The organism is Variovorax saccharolyticus (assembly GCF_030316765.1).
Classification (GTDB): Bacteria; Pseudomonadota; Gammaproteobacteria; order Burkholderiales; family Burkholderiaceae_C; genus Variovorax; species Variovorax saccharolyticus.
The window spans coordinates 81998-97577 of sequence record NZ_JASZYT010000004.1 but is presented as its reverse complement, the minus strand read 5'-3'; the positions used below and the strand labels follow the sequence as shown (position 1 = coordinate 97577).

The 15580-nt window shown below is 68.9% G+C and carries 17 protein-coding genes; 9 read left to right on the top strand and 8 right to left on the bottom strand.

Features of this window, described 5'->3' with window-relative positions; all coding sequences use genetic code 11:
* Positions 1-10: 10 nt before the first annotated feature.
* Both QTI45_RS14270 and QTI45_RS14265 read left to right on the top strand, forming a co-directional pair.
* Complete coding sequence (locus tag QTI45_RS14270) at positions 11-505, top strand: Rab family GTPase (RefSeq protein ID WP_286654809.1); 495 nt, start codon at positions 11-13, stop codon at positions 503-505.
* 14 nt (positions 506-519) lie between these two features.
* On the top strand, positions 520-1722 hold the full coding sequence (locus tag QTI45_RS14265; protein WP_286654808.1) for a PP2C family protein-serine/threonine phosphatase: 1203 nt from the start codon (positions 520-522) through the stop codon (positions 1720-1722).
* A 21-nt stretch (positions 1723-1743) separates the two neighbouring features.
* Here QTI45_RS14265 and QTI45_RS14260 read toward each other — a convergent pair whose 3' ends face one another.
* The 5 genes from QTI45_RS14260 to hppD are packed head-to-tail and all read right to left on the bottom strand — an operon-like array spanning position 1744 to position 6211.
* Positions 1744-3102 (bottom strand): class II 3-deoxy-7-phosphoheptulonate synthase, encoded by a 1359-nt coding sequence (locus QTI45_RS14260; protein WP_286654807.1) that lies wholly within the window; start codon positions 3100-3102, stop codon positions 1744-1746.
* 57 nt (positions 3103-3159) lie between these two features.
* A complete protein-coding gene (locus QTI45_RS14255) occupies positions 3160-3861 on the bottom strand; it encodes an SDR family oxidoreductase (protein WP_286654806.1) in 702 nt (233 codons plus the stop codon).
* Entirely contained in the window at positions 3858-4766 is a 909-nt protein-coding gene (phhA, locus tag QTI45_RS14250) for a phenylalanine 4-monooxygenase (RefSeq protein WP_286370891.1), read from the bottom strand. The genes QTI45_RS14255 and phhA overlap by 4 nt, the downstream gene beginning before the upstream one ends.
* A 22-nt stretch (positions 4767-4788) precedes the next feature.
* Positions 4789-5094: a 4a-hydroxytetrahydrobiopterin dehydratase gene (locus tag QTI45_RS14245; protein WP_286654805.1), complete on the bottom strand. Its 306-nt coding sequence runs from the start codon at positions 5092-5094 to the stop codon at positions 4789-4791.
* 28 nt (positions 5095-5122) lie between these two features.
* Positions 5123-6211, bottom strand: coding sequence for a 4-hydroxyphenylpyruvate dioxygenase (gene hppD, locus QTI45_RS14240; protein ID WP_286654804.1), 1089 nt, complete (start codon positions 6209-6211; stop codon positions 5123-5125).
* A gap of 125 nt (positions 6212-6336) precedes the next feature.
* Between hppD and QTI45_RS14235 the strand changes: the two genes are divergently transcribed.
* The 7 genes from QTI45_RS14235 to QTI45_RS14205 all read left to right on the top strand — a co-directional run bounded on the left by QTI45_RS14235 (position 6337) and on the right by QTI45_RS14205 (position 13170).
* A complete protein-coding gene (locus tag QTI45_RS14235) occupies positions 6337-6816 on the top strand; it encodes an Lrp/AsnC family transcriptional regulator (protein ID WP_286373407.1) in 480 nt (159 codons plus the stop codon).
* 131 nt (positions 6817-6947) lie between these two features.
* Complete coding sequence (locus QTI45_RS14230) at positions 6948-7910, top strand: CysB family HTH-type transcriptional regulator (protein WP_286654803.1); 963 nt, start codon at positions 6948-6950, stop codon at positions 7908-7910.
* A 41-nt stretch (positions 7911-7951) separates the two neighbouring features.
* A complete protein-coding gene (locus QTI45_RS14225) occupies positions 7952-8917 on the top strand; it encodes a TauD/TfdA dioxygenase family protein (protein ID WP_286654802.1) in 966 nt (321 codons plus the stop codon).
* A gap of 20 nt (positions 8918-8937) precedes the next feature.
* Positions 8938-10290 (top strand): ABC transporter substrate-binding protein, encoded by a 1353-nt coding sequence (locus tag QTI45_RS14220; protein ID WP_286654801.1) that lies wholly within the window; start codon positions 8938-8940, stop codon positions 10288-10290.
* Positions 10291-10301: 11 nt separating this feature from the next.
* A complete protein-coding gene (locus QTI45_RS14215) occupies positions 10302-11210 on the top strand; it encodes a carbohydrate ABC transporter permease (RefSeq protein WP_286654800.1) in 909 nt (302 codons plus the stop codon).
* Entirely contained in the window at positions 11197-12084 is an 888-nt protein-coding gene (locus QTI45_RS14210) for a carbohydrate ABC transporter permease (protein WP_286654799.1), read from the top strand. The genes QTI45_RS14215 and QTI45_RS14210 overlap by 14 nt, the downstream gene beginning before the upstream one ends.
* 18 nt (positions 12085-12102) lie before the next feature.
* The gene (locus QTI45_RS14205; protein ID WP_286654798.1) at positions 12103-13170 is read left to right on the top strand and encodes an ABC transporter ATP-binding protein; all 1068 of its coding nucleotides are present in this window, start codon (positions 12103-12105) and stop codon (positions 13168-13170) included.
* Here QTI45_RS14205 and QTI45_RS14200 read toward each other — a convergent pair whose 3' ends face one another.
* The 3 genes from QTI45_RS14200 to QTI45_RS14190 form a co-directional block, all read right to left on the bottom strand.
* Positions 13171-13515: a hypothetical protein gene (locus QTI45_RS14200; protein ID WP_286373400.1), complete on the bottom strand. Its 345-nt coding sequence runs from the start codon at positions 13513-13515 to the stop codon at positions 13171-13173. It abuts the gene before it with no gap.
* Between the two features lie 124 nt (positions 13516-13639).
* A complete protein-coding gene (locus tag QTI45_RS14195) occupies positions 13640-14656 on the bottom strand; it encodes a DUF2272 domain-containing protein (protein ID WP_286654797.1) in 1017 nt (338 codons plus the stop codon).
* A 65-nt stretch (positions 14657-14721) separates the two neighbouring features.
* Positions 14722-15510: an SDR family oxidoreductase gene (locus QTI45_RS14190; protein WP_286654796.1), complete on the bottom strand. Its 789-nt coding sequence runs from the start codon at positions 15508-15510 to the stop codon at positions 14722-14724.
* Positions 15511-15580: the final 70 nt, after the last annotated feature.

Here is a 15580-nt window from a genome sequence, read left to right as displayed (position 1 = left end):
AGACACCCCCATGCTGCAAAAGAAGATCTGCCTGCTCGGTGCCTTCGGCGTCGGCAAGACCAGCCTGGTGCGCCGCTTCGTCGACACCATCTTCTCGGATGCCTACCTGACCACGGTCGGCGTGAAGATCGACAAGAAGACCCTGGCCATCGGCGGCGAGCAGATGGCGCTGATCCTGTGGGACATCGCCGGCGAGGATGCGGTCTCGGCGGTGCGCGTGAGTTACCTGCGCGGCGCCGCCGGCTACCTGCTGGTGATCGACGGCACGCGGCCCGAGACGCTGGACACCGCGGTGTCGATCCAGGCCCGGGTCGACGCCGAGATCGGCAGCGTTCCCTTCGTCGCCCTGCTCAACAAGGCGGATCTCGAGGAGGACTGGACCCTCGCGCCGGAGCGCATGGCCTCGCTGGAGGCTGCGGGCTGGCACTTTCGCCGCACCAGCGCCAAGACCGGCGTCGGCGTCGAAGAGACCTTCCAGGAACTGGCGGCGCGGCTCGCGTCCTAGGCAAGCGCAGCGCCATGCTCGACCTCCCGACCCGGATCTCCGACTCGCTGCTGGAACTGATCCATGCGCAGCGCTTCCTCGCCCATCTGGTGATCGATGATTCGCAGCAGCTGACGCAGGCGGGCGGACACCTCGCGCACTACGGGCTCGACGGCCTCCAGGCCGGCCGCCTCGCCAGCGACCAGATCCCGTTCCTCGAAGGCCTGCTGCCGCTGGCGGAGACGCCCTTCCTCATCCGCTCGATGGAAATGCCGAGCGGGCGCGTGGCGGACATCCACTTCTTCGCCGACGACGGCACCGTCTGGGTGCTGCTGCTCGACGTCACGGCGGAATACGAAGAGGCGCGGCTGGTGCAGCAGAAGGCCTACGACATGACCCTGCTGAGCCAGCGCGAAGCCCGCCTGATCGCGCAGCTCGAATCGACCAACCAGGAGCTGACGCGCGCCCACGGCGAACTGGCGGCATCGCGCGAAGCCCTGCTGCGCACCCACGACCGGCTGCAGCAGGAACTGCGCGAAGCCGAGCGCTACGTTCGCGCCGTGCTGCCCGCACCGCTCGCCGAGCCCATGGCGGTCGACTGGCGCTTCGTCCCGACGACCGAACTGGGCGGCGATTCGTTCGGCTACCACTGGATCGACGCCGAGCATTTCGCGCTCTACCTGATCGACGTCTGCGGCCACGGCGTGGGAGCGGCCCTGCTCTCGGTGGCGGTCGGCAACACGCTGCGCTCGGAAGCGCTGCCGCGGACCGATTTCCTCAACCCCGGCGAAGTGCTCACCGCGCTCAACCAGGCCTACCAGATGGAGCGCCACGGCGAGCTGTTCTCCACCGTCTGGTACGGCGTCTACCACCGCGCCAGCGGGCGCCTGCGCTACGCCTCCGCCGGCCATCCTCCGGCGCTGCTGGTGAGCGGCGACGGCGAGGCCAGGCCCCTGCCGTCATCGGGCCCTTGCATCGGCATCTCGCCGGTCGCCCGCTACCAGGAACAGCAGTGCAGCCTGCCGTCGCCGGCCCGGCTGTTCGTCTTCAGCGACGGCGCCTACGAGATCCACCGGCCCGATGGCTCCCTGCTCGACTATTCGGACTTCAGCGAGATCCTCGTGCAGCCGACCCGTGATGGGCAGTCCGAGCTGGACCGCCTGCTGCACTGGGCCCGCGAGACGCACGGCGACAGCGTGCTGGAGGACGATTTCACGATCGTCAGGATGACGGTCTGAAGCCCCGGGAGCCCGGTCCCGCTACCCGCGGGCCGCCTTCAGCACGTCGGCGATCCGAAAAGCCAGCTCCAGGCTCTGCGAGCCGTTGAGCCGCGGGTCGCAGGCGCTGCGGTAGCGCGCCGCGAGCCCTTCGTCGGTCAAGGCCTGCGCGCCGCCGCGGCATTCGGTGACGTCCTGGCCGGTCATCTCGAAGTGCAGTCCGCCGGGATAGGTGCCTTCCTGCCCGTGGGCGGCGAAGAAGCCCTGCAGTTCCTGGAGGATGCGTTCGAAATCGCGCGTCTTGTAGCCGTTGGACGAGGTCACCGTGTTGCCGTGCATCGGGTCGCAGCACCACACCGGCCTGCGTCCCGCGCGGTGCACGGCCCGCAGCAGCGGCGGCAGCCGGTCGGCGACCTTGTCGCTTCCCATGCGCGTGATGAGCACCAGCCGGCCGGGATCGCCGCCAGGGTCGAGCACGTCCATCAGGCGCAGCAGATCGTCCGCGCTCGCCGAGGGCCCCAGCTTGACGCCGATCGGGTTGCCGATGCCGCGCAGGTACTCGACATGGGCGCCGTCGAGCTGCCGGGTGCGCTCGCCCAGCCAGAGCATGTGGGCCGAGCCTCCGTACCATGCGCCGTTGCGCTCGCTGAAGCGGGTCAGCGACTCCTCGTAGTGCAGATGCAAGGCCTCGTGCGAGGTGTAGAACTCGACCGCATGCAGCTGGGGCGCGCGGGCGGCATCGAAGCCGCAGGCCTCCATGAAGGCCAGCGACTGCGTGATGCGGTCCGCGAGCTCCTCGAAGCGCTCGCCCTGCGGGCTCCTGCGCACGAAGTCGGCGGTCCATCGATGCACCTCGTGCAGGTCGGCGAAGCCTCCCTGAGCCAGGGCGCGCAGCAGGTTCAGCGTGGTCGCGGAATGCGAGTAGGCGCCGAGCAGGCGAGCGGGATCCGGCTGCCGCGCGTCGGCGGTGAATGCACTTCCATTGATGATGTCGCCGCGGTAGGAGGGCAGCGACTCCCCCTCCTGCTGCTCCATCTCGGACGAGCGGGGCTTGGCGAACTGGCCGGCGATGCGGCCCACCTTGACCACCGGGCAGGCGGCGGCGTAGGTCAGCACCACGGCCATCTGGAGAATCACGCGGAAGGTGGATTCCACCGGCTCCTGGCCGAACTCGTCGAAGCTCTCGGCGCAATCGCCGCCCTGCAGCAGGAAGGACTTGCCGCGGGACACATCCGCCAGCCGTTCGCGCAGCTGCAAGGCCTCGCCGGGAAAGATCAGCGAGGGCAGGCCGCAGAGGCGCTGCTCGGTCTGCTGCAGCGCCTCAACGTCGGGATACGACGGCAGCTGCAGCGCAGCGCGACTTCTCCAGGAGGATGGACGCCAGTCTTGGAGAGGGGACATCGTGGGAGCTCCGGACGGTCGACGAACAGAGAGAGCACGCTGTGGATGGTAGCCCTGCTAGCTCAACCCGGAAACCGGCAGCGAAGCCCCGTGGATCGCCCTGGCCTGGTCCGACGCCAGGAAGAGGATCGCGTTCGCCAGGTCTTCCGGCGCCACCCAGCGCGACGGGTCGGCACCCGGCATGGCGAGCCGGTTCTCCGGCGTATCGATGATGGTCGGCAGCACGCAGTTGACGTTGATGCCCTGTTCGCGCAGCTCCGCCGCCAACGACTCGGTGAGTCGCATCACGACGCTCTTGGAGGCCACGTAGGCGCCCATCTGGGCGGCGCCCTTCTGCGCCGCGAAGGCACCCACGTTGACGATCTTCCCGGCGCCCGCGGCGAGCATGCGAGGCACCACGGCCCGGCTCATGTTCAACACCGAGCCGGCGTTGAGGCCGAGCAGGAATTCCCAGTTGGACTGCGAGGTCTCGTGCACGGCCTCCCCCATGCGGAAGCCGCCCGCCAGGTTGCACAGCACATCGATGCGGCCGAAGCGCGCCATCGCCTTGTCGACTGCCGCCACGACCTCGTCGTGCTGCAGCAGGTTGGCCTCCACCAGCAGGTGGCGCTCCCGGTTCGGGAAGTCGCTTTCCAGGTCGCCGGTCTGCAGGTCGATCAACACCAGCTGCGCGCCCTCGTCGGCAAAGCGCCTGGCCACGACCCGGCCCAGGTTGCCGGCGGCCCCGGTGATCACCACGGTCTTGTCCTGGAAGTTCATGCCGATGCTCCCGCTCGCTTGGCCTGGTGATAGCGCCCGGTTCCTCGGGAGAGGACGCGATCGCCCGGCAATACCGTTCCCGGCTGATAGTCGGGAAGTCCCTTGATGCGTTCATAGACCGGCGCGAAGTCGATCCGTGCCAGCGCCAGCAGCTCGTCGAGGTCGTCGATCACGAAATAGCTCTCCTGGAAATCGTCGATGCGGTAATGCGTGCGCATCACGCGCTCCAGTTCGAAGCCGATGCGCGAAGGCGAGGGGTCATCGAGCGCGAACACGCTCTCGGTGAACGACGACGCGATGCCGGCACCGTAGATTCTGATCCCGTCGGGCTGCCTGACCAGGCCGAATTCGACCGTATACCAGTAGACCCGCGCCAGCTTGTCGAGCACGCCCAGTTCCTTGGCGCGCAGCCCGCCATGGCCATAGGCCTGGATGTAGTCGGCGATGACCGGATTCATGAGCATCGGCACGTGACCGAAGACGTCATGGAACACATCCGGCTCCTCGAGGTAGTCGAGCTCGTGGGGCTTGCGGATGAAGTGCCCGGCGGGAAAGCGCCGGTTCGCGAGGTGATCGAAGAAGACGTCGTCCGGCACCAGGCCGGGGACGGCGACCACCTGCCACCCGGTCTTCTTCATCAGCACTTCGCTCAAGGCGGCGAAGTCCGGAATCTGATCGGGGCCGATCGGCAGGTTCTTCATGCCTTGCACGAACTCGTCGCAGGCGCGCCCCGGCAGCAGCTTGCTCTGGCGCTCGAAGAGCGTCTTCCAGACCGCGTGCTCCTCGGCCGTGTAGTTGGCCCAGCCCTGGTCGATGGTCCAGTCGGGCCGATGGGGCTGGCCGTCGCCTTCGACGGGGGCGTGCTCCGCCCCTTCCCCGGACTGTTCGTTGAGTTGTCGCTGCATGTGAGTGCTCCAGTTGCGGCCGTCAGGACGCCGAGAGGGCCTGGTGGATCCGCTCGGCCAGGCGCGCCATCTCGATGTCGCGCATCGAAATGCCGTCGACATCGTGCGTGGTCAATGTGATGTCCACCCGGTTGTAGACGTTGAACCATTCGGGATGGTGGTTGTGCTTCTCGGCCGCGAGGGCCAGCTGGGTCATGAAGCCGAAGGCCTGGGCGAAGTCGGCAAAGACCAGCTCGCGCTTGATCACGCCGCCGCGCACGTCCTCGCAGCGCCACCCTGGCAGGTCGGCCAGCAGTTCGGCGGCCCGGGAGATGTCGAGTCGGGTCATGGCTTGCCTTGCTGCGCTGTCTCTGGGTTCAGCCTGCAGCGAGCACGCCGCGGCGCACCTGGTCGCGCTCGATCGACTGGAACAGCGCCTTGAAGTTGCCCTCGCCGAAGCCCTCGCTGTAGTCGCCCTTGCGCTGGATGAACTCGAAGAACACCGGGCCGCCGAAGGCCGTCTCCGAGAAGATCTGCAGCAAGAGGCGCGGCGTGCCGCCCTCGGTGGTGCCGTCCAGCAGGATGCCGCGCGCCTGCAGTTCGCCCACCGGCTCGCCGTGGCCCGGCAGCCGCGTCTCCAGCATCTCGTAGTAGACGTCGTTGGGCGCGGTCATCAGCGGCACACCAGCCAGGCCCAGCTGGTCGATGGTGTCGATCAGGTTGTCGCTCAGCAGCGCGATGTGCTGGATGCCCTCGCCGTTGAACTTCATCAGGTACTCCTCGATCTGGCCCGAGCCCTTTGCCGACTCCTCGTTGAGCGGGATGCGGATCTTGCCGTCCGGCGCGGTCAGCGCCTTGGAGGTCAGGCCCGTGTACTCGCCCTGGATGTCGAAGTAGCGGATCTCGCGGAAGTTGAACAGCTTCTCGTAGAAGTTGGCCCAGAAGGCCATGCGCCCGCGGTAGACGTTGTGGGTCAGGTGGTCGATCAGCTTCAAGCCGTGGCCCGCGGGATGGCGCTCCACGCCTTCGATGAACTCGAAGTCGATGTCGTAGATCGACTTGCCGTCCTCGAAGCGGTCGATCAGGTATAGCGGCGCGCCGCCGATGCCCTTGATGGCCGGCAGGCGCAGCTCCATCGGGCCGGTGGCGATCTCGATCGGCTGGGCGCCCAGCGCGAGCGCGCGCGAGTAGGCCTTGTGCGAATCCTTGACGCGAAACGCCATGCCGCAGGCCGAGGGACCGTGCTCGGCCGCGAAGTAGGCCGCCGGGCTGTTGGGCTCGCGGTTGACGATGAAGTTGATGTCGCCCTGGCGGTACAGCACCACGTCCTTGGAGCGGTGCTTGGCCACCAGGGTGAATCCGAGCTTCTCGAAGAAGGGCTCCAGCGTGTCGGGCGTGGGCGAGGCGAACTCGACGAATTCGAAGCCCATCAGGCCCATCGGGTTGTCAAAGAGGTCGGTGGTCATGGCTGCGGCTCCGGTGCGGTGGGGATGAATCGGTTCCACGACTGTAGGCACAGTCGCCCGCAGGGATCATGCGTTTCGCGTCGAAATCGACGCTTCTACGCATGAATCGTGTGAGAATTCCAAAGATGAACCCAGAAAGCACGCTAGACTCCCTGGATCAACGCATCATTTCGGCCTTGCAAGCGAACGGCCGGCTGTCGTACGAGGAGCTCGGCACCCAGGTCGGCCTCTCGGCCTCGGCGGCGCTGCGACGGGTCAAACGCCTCGAGGAATCGGGCGTCATCGCGGGCTATGTGGCCCTGGTGCGGGCCCGCAAGATCGGCCTGGGCCTGACCGCCTACATCAACGTCCGGATGGAAAAGCACACGGGCGGCGACAAGCGCAGCCCGATGGATCTCTTCGCGGCCACGGTGCAGACCTGGCCGGAGGTCATCGACTGCGTTTCGCTGACCGGCGAGATGGACTACCTGCTGCGCATCGTCGTGGCCGACATGGACCACTACACGCGCTTCGTCATGGACACGCTGCTCAAGCACCCCAGCGTGCAGGATTGCAAGACCAGTTTCGTGATGCGGCCGGTCAAGGCGACGGCCACGCTGGTGTGACTTCGGCAGGGCGAGCCGCTACAGATACTTCCCTTATTTGAAAGCAACGAATCGGTAGTTCGTCATCGAAAGCCGCGCCCGCAGAATCGGCCGCCTTGTGCTGATTGGCACGGCCTTTCGATGCGGCTCCGATGAATTTCCAACAACTGCGCTCCGTGCGCGAAGCCGTGCGCTGCGGCTTCAACCTGACCGAAGCGGCCCATGCGCTGCACACCTCGCAACCCGGCGTCAGCCGGCAGATCCGCGAACTCGAGGACGAGCTCGGCATCGCGCTGTTCGCCCGCGCCGGCAAGCGCCTGACCGGCCTCACCGGGCCTGGCGACCACCTGCTGCCGATCATCGAGCGCGTGCTGCTCGAGAGCCACAACCTGCGGCAGGCGGGGCAGGAGTTCCTGGCCCAGGAAAGCGGCTCGCTGTCGATCGCGGCGACCCACTCGCAGGCCCGCTATGCGCTGCCGGTCGCGGTGCAGGAGTTCCGCGGCCGCTTCCCCCACGTGCAGTTGCACCTGCGCCAGGGTTCGCCCAAGCAGGTCGCGCAGATGCTGCTCGACGGCGATGCCGACGTCGGCATCGCGACCGAGGCACTGGCCGACTATCCGCAACTCGTCGCCCTGCCCAGCTACCGCTGGACCCACTCGGTGATCGCGCCGCCCGGCCATCCGGTGCTCCAGGGCCCGCTGACCATCGACCGGCTGGCACGCCATCCGCTGGTGACCTACGACAGCGGCTTCACCGGCCGCAGGCGCATCGACCAGGCCTTCGCCTCGCGCGCCATCAAGCCCGATTTCGCGATCACCGCGATGGACGCCGACGTGATCAAGACCTATGTCGAGCTCGGCCTGGGCGTGGGCATCGTCGCCGGCATCGCCTACGAGACCGAGCGCGACACGCAGCTGCGTGCGGTCGACGCCGGCCATCTGTTCGGCATCAACGAGACCAAGCTGGCGGTGCGCCGCGGCAACTACCTGCGCACCTACGTCTACGCCTTCATCGAGTCGTTCGCGCCGACGCTGTCGCGCGCCGTGGTCGAGGAGGCGCTGGGCGGCGGCAGTGCCGAAGACATCCAGGCGCCCGAAGCGGCGCTGGCGTATTGAACCCGTTCCTTGTTGACACCCCAGACCCAGGAGATCCCTCGATGAGCAGCAGCGCACCCCCTTCGATCGACAGCATCGACACCCGCTTCGGCGACCTTCGCATCCGCCGCGTCGCCGGCCACATCGGCGGCGAAGTGCTCGACCTGAAGCTCGACCCGCAGCTCCACCCGGATGTGATCGAGCACCTGAACGCCGCGCTGGTGGCGCACAAGGTGTTGTTCTTCCGCGGCCAGGACCAGCTCGACGACGCCAGGCACCAGGCCTTCGGCGCCCGTTTCGGCCGCACGGTCGCGCACCCGACGGTGCCGTCGCCGCAGGGCACGAAGCTGTTCGAGCTCGATGCCTCCAAGGGCGGCGGCCGGGCCGATTCGTGGCACACGGACGTGACCTTCGTCGATGCGTTCCCGAAGATCTCGATCCTGCGCGGCGTCAGGATCCCGGCCTATGGCGGCGACACCGTCTGGGCCAACACCGCGCTCGCCTACGAGCGCCTGCCGGCACAGCTCAAGCAGCTCGCCGACCAGCTCTGGGCCGTGCACAGCAACGACTACGACTACGGCGCCGACCGCGTGCAGGTCGAGGAAGAAAGGCTCAACCACCATCGCAAGGTGTTCGTCTCGGCGGTCTACGAAGCCGAGCATCCGGTGGTGCACGTGCATCCGGTGTCGGGCGAGCGCGCCCTGCTGCTCGGGCACTTCGTGAAGAAGCTGGTGGGCCTGTCGACCGCCGAATCGGCACGCCTGTTCGAGATCCTGCAGAACCGCGTGATCCGGCTCGAGAACACGGTTCGCTGGAGCTGGCGACAGGACGACGTCGCGATCTGGGACAACCGCGCGACGCAGCACTTCGCGATCAACGACTACGGCAACCAGCCGCGCCTGGTGCGCCGGGTCACGGTGCATGGCGAGCCGGCGGTGGCGGTCGACGGCCAGCGCAGCCGCACCCGCAGCCGTCCCGAAGCCACCAACGACGCCCGCATCGACGAAGTCATCGCCGCCACCGCCTGAAACCCTGCACGAGCCCTCCCATGACCCATCCATCGCATCCAGATCCCGAGCGCCGCCGGCTGCTCCAGGCCGCGGCCGCCGTCGGCGCCGGCGCGCTGCTGCCCGGCCTCGCCGCGGCGCAAGGCGGCGCGAAGAAGTTCGCCGGCGTGACGCTCAACGTGTCGACCTTCAGCGCCGCCTATCCCAAGCTGCTGCAGCAGTGGCTGCCGGAGTTCGAGGCCGCCACCGGCGCCAAGGTGAATTTCGACGCGCCGTCGTTCCCGGTCTACAACCAGCGCGCCGACCTCGAACTGTCGACCAAGGGCTCGGCCTACGACGTGGTCAACGTCACCTTCATCTATTCGAGCCGCTGGATCAACTCGGGCTGGCTGACGCCGCTCGACGACTTCATCAGGAACCCCAACCTGACGCCGGCCGACTGGGACATCAACGACTTCCTGCCCGGCGCGCGCGCGCCCGAGACCGGCCGCGACGGCAAGCTCTACGGCGTGCCGTGGACGGCCGAGGCGCTGCTGACCGCATCCTCGCGCTTCGACCTGGTCGAGAAAGCGGGCCTGGCCTTCCCCGACACCACGGACGACCTGGTGAAGGTGCTGCGCGCGGTCAACAAGAAGGAACGCGTGGCCGGCTTCGTGGCCGACAACCACTACGGCTGGACCTTCGTTCCCTACCTGCACGCCTTCGGCGGCGACGTCTTCCGCAAGGCGCCGGACGACCTGTTCCCGACGCTCGACACGCCGGAGGCGATCGCCGCCGGCGAGTACTACGCGAACCTGCTGAAGGAGTTCGGACCCGACGGCGCGATCACCTACCAGCCCGACCAGGTGACGCAGGCGCTCAAGCTCGGGCGCGTCAACTTCACCGACGCCGGCCAGCTGCACCTGGCGCAGCTGGGCGACGCCGCCACCAGCAAGACGATCAAGACCGTCAAGTTCGGCCTCGTGCCCAAGGGCCCCGCGGGCCGCTTCCCGGGCACCGCGGTGCACGGCCTGGGCATTCCGGCCGGCTCGAAGAACAAGGAGGCCGCCTGGGCCTTCATCCAGTGGGCGCTGAGCAAGCAGACCACGGGCCGGGCGGTCGCCGCGGGCTACGGCTCGCCGGCGCGGCGCTCCGACATCGACTCGGCCGTGTTCCGCGAGAAGCAGGTCATCAACGGCAGCGACCTCGCGAAGCTGTCGCTCGAATCGATCGAGCTGGCCGCCAGGACCGGCCACATGAAGTACCGCACGGTGTCGGTCTATCCGCAAGTGGACCAGCAGCTCAACAAGGCGATCGAGCTGATCGCGAGCGGCCAGCTGTCGGCGAAGCAGGCCTTCCAGCAGGCGCAGGCCAACACGATCGCCGAGCTGAAGCGCGCAGGCGCCAAGCTCTGAGGATGCGGGCGATGGCGCATGCACTTTCAGCGGACGGCTGGCAAGCCGAGCGGCGCCGCGCCTTCCTGCTCGGGCTCTCGCCATCGCTGGCGGTGCTGCTGCTCATCACGCTGGTGCCCGCCGCGGCGCTGGTGATCGCGAGCTTCACGCCGCTGAGCCTCACCGATCCCGCGGCCACGTTTCGATTCGACGACCCGCTGGTCAACTACCGGCAGCTGCTGCACGACGACCGCTTCCTGCATTCGATCGCGGTGCAGCTCAAGCTGTCGGCCTCGAGCGTGCTGCTGCAGCTGGGCGTGGGGCTCGGGCTGGCGCTGCTGCTCAACGGCAAGTCGCGCCTGCTCGACGGTGCGCGCACCGCCTTCCTGATCCCGATGGTGCTGCCGCCGATCGTGGTCGCGCTGATCTGGAAGATCATGTACACGCCCGACGTCAGCCCGATCCACCGCGCGCTCGAAGCGGCGGGCTGGCCGCTGCGCTCGCTGATCGCGAACCCCGACACCGCGCTGTGGGCGATCTCGCTGGCCGACACCTGGCAGTGGTTTCCGTTCACGATGCTGATGGTGCTGGCCTCGCTGCAGATGATCCCCGACGAGCCGATCGAGGCGGCCACGCTGGAAGGCGCGAACCGCTGGCAGCTGTTCCGCCACATCGTGTTCCCCTACATCCGTCCGGTGCTGGTGGTGTGCGGCCTGTTCCGGCTGATCGACAGCTTCAAGGCCTTCCCGCTGATCTACGTGCTGACCAACGGCGGGCCCGGCAGCGTCACCGAGGTCACCAACTACTACGGGTTCATCCAGGCCTTCAACTTCTCGTACTGGGGCTATGCGAGCGCGATCGCGACCGTGATGCTGGCCGGCGTCTTCGCACTGAGCTGGGCGGTGGGCAAGCTCGGATGGAGCGACCATGACAAGCGCTAGCACCGCGATCGACGCCGGCACCGTGCCGGCGCCGCCCGCCCGCAGCGCCGCGGCGTCGCCGGTGCGCGGCTGGTTCTCGCGCCACGCCCGCTCGATCGTCGTCGCCCTGCTGCTGCTGCTGGTGCTCTCGCCCTTCCTGTGGCTGGTGCAGCTGGCCTTCCGTCCGGCCGTCGACATCTTCGACGAGCGGCTGCTGTTCGTGCCGACACTCGACGGCTTCGCCAGCCTGCTGCAAGGCAACTTCCTGAAGTCGTTCTGGAACAGCCTTCTGGTGAGCACGCTGTCGACCGCGTTCTCGCTCCTGATCGGCGTGCCGGCCGCCTACGCGCTGACGCGCTGGAACTTCAAGGGCCGCAGCCGCATCGCGCTGTGGATCCTGGTGACGCGCATGGCGCCGCCGATCGCGTTCACGATCCCCTTCTTTCTGGCCTACCAGTTCCTCGGCCTGCAGGACACCGTGATCGGCCTGGCGATCGTCTACCTGACCTTCAACCTCGCGATCGTGATCTGGCTCATGCAGACCTTCTTCGAGGCGGTGCCGGCAGCGCTCGAAGAGGCGGCCTGGATCGACGGCTGCGGCGTCTGGCAGGCCTTCTGGCGCGTGGCGCTGCCGCTCACCGCGCCGGGGCTCGCGGCCACCGCGGTGCTGTGCTTCATCTTCTCGTGGAACGACTTCTTCTATGCGCTGATCCTGACCCGCACCAACGCGATCACGGCACCGGTGGCGATCGTCAACTTCCTGCAGTACGAGGGCTGGGAGTGGACCAAGATCGCGGCCAGCGGAACGCTGGTGATGCTGCCCGTGGTGGTCTTCACGGTGCTGGTGCGCAAATACCTGGTGCGCGGCCTGACGGCCGGCAGCGTCAAGGACTGACAACCAAAGCGACGAATCATGGCCTCCATCACCCTTCGACACCTGAGCAAGCAGTTCGGCAGCACGCCGGTCATCCGCGGCATCGACATCGACATCCGCGACGGCGAATTCGTCGCGCTGGTCGGGCCTTCGGGCTGCGGCAAGTCGACCCTGCTGCGCATGATCGCCGGGCTCGAGAGCGTCGACGGCGGCGACATCCTGCTCGGCGAGCGCCGCATCAACGACGCCGCGCCGCGCGACCGCGACCTCGCGATGGTGTTCCAGAACTACGCGCTCTATCCACACATGACGGTGGCCGACAACCTCGGCTTCGGCCTGCGCATCCAGGGCGTGCCGGCCGACGAGGCCGCGCGGCGCGTGCGGCAGGCGGCCGACACGCTGGGCCTCGGCGAGCTGCTGCAGCGCCGGCCCAGCCAGCTCTCGGGCGGCCAGCGCCAGCGCGTCGCGATGGGCCGCGCGATCGTGCGCCAGCCGCAGGCCTTCCTGTTCGACGAGCCGCTGTCGAACCTCGACGCCAAGCTGCGGGTGCAGATGCGCACCGAGATCAAGGCGCTGCACCAGCGCCTGGGCACCACCACGGTCTACGTGACGCACGACCAGGTCGAGGCGATGACCATGGCCGACCGCATCGTGGTGCTGAAGGACGGCGTGGTCGAGCAGGCCGGCGCGCCGCTCGAACTCTACGACCGGCCGCGCAACGCCTTCGTGGCCGGCTTCATCGGCTCGCCGGCGATGAACTTCATCCCCGGGCGGCTGCAGCTCGAAGGCGCCCCGCATGTGCTGACCGACGACGGCCTGCGGCTGCCGCTGGCGCAGGGCCCGCGCGGCGCGCACGGCGACCGCGTGCTGTACGGCGCGCGGCCCGAGCACTTCGAGATCGATGCCGGGCGCGGCCTGTCCGCCGACGTGGTGGTGGTCGAGCCCACGGGTTCGGAAACCCAGGTCGCGCTGCGGCTGGGCGCGCAGCCGATCATGGCGGCCTTCCGCGACCGCATCGCCGCGCGGCCAGGCGACCGCCTGGCGCTGTGGCCGGTGGCCGCCGAGGCGCACCTGTTCGATGCCGCCGGCGGCCAGCGGCTCAACTGATCAGCGCACGATGCCCAGGCGCGAGCCGGCCGGGAAGCAGCTGTTGCCGTTCTCGGGGCAGATCACGACGTAGGTGGTGCGCTGGCCGCAGCCCGACACGCCGATGGTGTACTCGGCCCGCACCGTGCCCTGGAAGCGCCAGTTCTGGACCAGCGGCTGGACCGTCTCGCGCGACAGCATCTCGCCGGTGGCGGCCGGGCAGTTCAGCTCGAACTGGCCGCGGCGGGTGGCCATCGAGATGGCCTCCGGCTGCATCTGGTCGATGAAGGGCGGGCCCGAGGCGCAGCCCGTGATGAAGATCGCCGCCAGCAAGGGTGGCAGCATCAGGGGTCGGATCGATCGCATGGTGGCATCCTCGCTCCGGAAGAATGTGGATGAAGGCGGTGCGATCGTTGACTGTAGCCACGCGCCGGCGCCCCGACCATACGACCTTGGTCCCATGGCGGCGCGCGAAATCCATGCCGACCGGTCAGCGCCACTGCAGCAGCAGCGACCAGGGCTGGCGGCTCATGTGGCGGTCGACGCATCCGGCCATGCCCGCATGGCAGCCATCGGGCAGGTAGCTCGGGTCGAGCAGGTTCGTTCCCGGGGCGAAGGCCAGCCGGCGCGAGGTGACCGACTGCAGCACGTTGCCGCCGATGGCCTCGAAGCCCTGGGCGTCGACCGCGACGACGACGTCGCAGTGCATCGGCAGGGCACCGCCGCCGCTCGGGCGCGCGGCCAGCACCTCGCCGATCTTCTCGAAGCTGTCGAGGGCGGCGCCGGCACCCCGCGCCTGGCAGACCAGGTCGCCGATGCGCGGCGGGGTGCGCGTGATGTCGCAGGCACGCATCGCGTAGGCGCTCGGCCGGCCGGCCGCTTCGGCGCTGCCGGCCTGCCAGGCGGCGCCGGCGTAGTCGGCATGCGCCTCGGAGAATTCGAACTCCCCGGCCCTGAGCCCGGCCTCGCGCGCGATCCAGCTCACGAAGGCGGCGGACCAGGGGGTGTCGATCACGGCGACGCGGTCGATCGCAGCCAGGGCGGCGCGCAGTTCGTGCGATTCCAGCCCCTGGTCGGGCCCGACGCCCAGGCCTTGCAGGCGCGCCGCCGTAGCCTGGTTCAGCGCCTGCGCCATCAACTGCCGGTCGGCCGGACGCAGGGCGCCGAACCGGACCAGGTAGGGCAGGCGGCCTGGCGGCGAGTCGACCGCGCCCCAGTAGCCGAGCACCCGCTCCCAGGGCGCCCGGGCGAACCGGCGCGAGCGCACGTCCTCGGCTTCGGTGAGCCCCGATACGGTGAGCCGGCCTTCGGCATCCATGGCCTGGCCGCCGAAGGCCAGGTGCTCGCGCCGCGCGGCGGCGGCCATGGCCAGCGCCCGCGGCGGCGCGGGCGACTGCGCGGCGGTGTCGAGGCAAGGCGAAGCGGCTGCGGCGCCGATCGGCGCGGCCACCAGCAGGAGGGCAAAGGCGAGCGGGACGCTGCGCCGCAGCGCGGTGATGAAGAACATGCGGGTCCGAGCATAGCCCGCACGCCCGGCTGCACCGGCTCACCGACCCGGCGCGCCGCGTGGGCTCACACAACCATCGGAACCGCGGCGCCATCCATCGAGAGGATGGCCCCCGAGATGTAGGCCGCGCCCTGCGAGCCCAGGAAAACGACCGCGCGCGCGATGTCCTCGGGCGTGGCCAGTCGGCCGAGCGGCATCCGCGCCTGCGCATCGCGCAGCACCGCCTCGGCGCTGGTCTTGTGCAGCCGGGCCTCGGCGGCCAGGCCCTCGGCCATGCGGTCGGTCAGCGTCAGTGCCGGGTTGACCGCGTTCACGCGCACGCCGCGCGGCCCGTAGGCCGCGGCCAGGCCGGCGGTCGCGAGCATCAGCGCCGCATTGGCGGCACCGCCCGCCAGGTGGGTGGTGGTGGCGACCTTGCCGCCCATGCCGATGACGTTGACGATCGCCCCCGTGCCGCGCGCGCCCATGCGCTTGATCACCGGGTCCATGACGTTGACGTAGGTGAAGAACTTGGCCTGCATCGCATCCTGCCAGGCTTGCGGCTGCAACTCGTCGAAGGGCGTGCGGCGCGCGGCCCCGGCCGAGTTGACGAGCACGTCGATCGGGCCACCCTCGGCTTCGGCGGCATCCACCATGGCGAGCGCCGCACCCGCATCAGCGAGGTCGGCGAGTTGGCCGTGCGCCGCGTAGCCCTCGGCGCGCAATGCCGCCACGGCGGCCTCCAGGTGCGCAGCCGTACGCCCGGCCAGGCTGACCCGCGCGCCTTCGCGCAGGAACTCGCGGGCGCAGGCCAGCCCGATGCCGCGGCTGCCGCCCGTGACAAGCACGTGCTTGCCGCTCAATTGAAGATCCATGGCACCTCCTTGGACGAGACCTCCGGTGTCGAAGGGTCCACTGTGCCAGAGCGCTCCGGCTTGCGTGGTG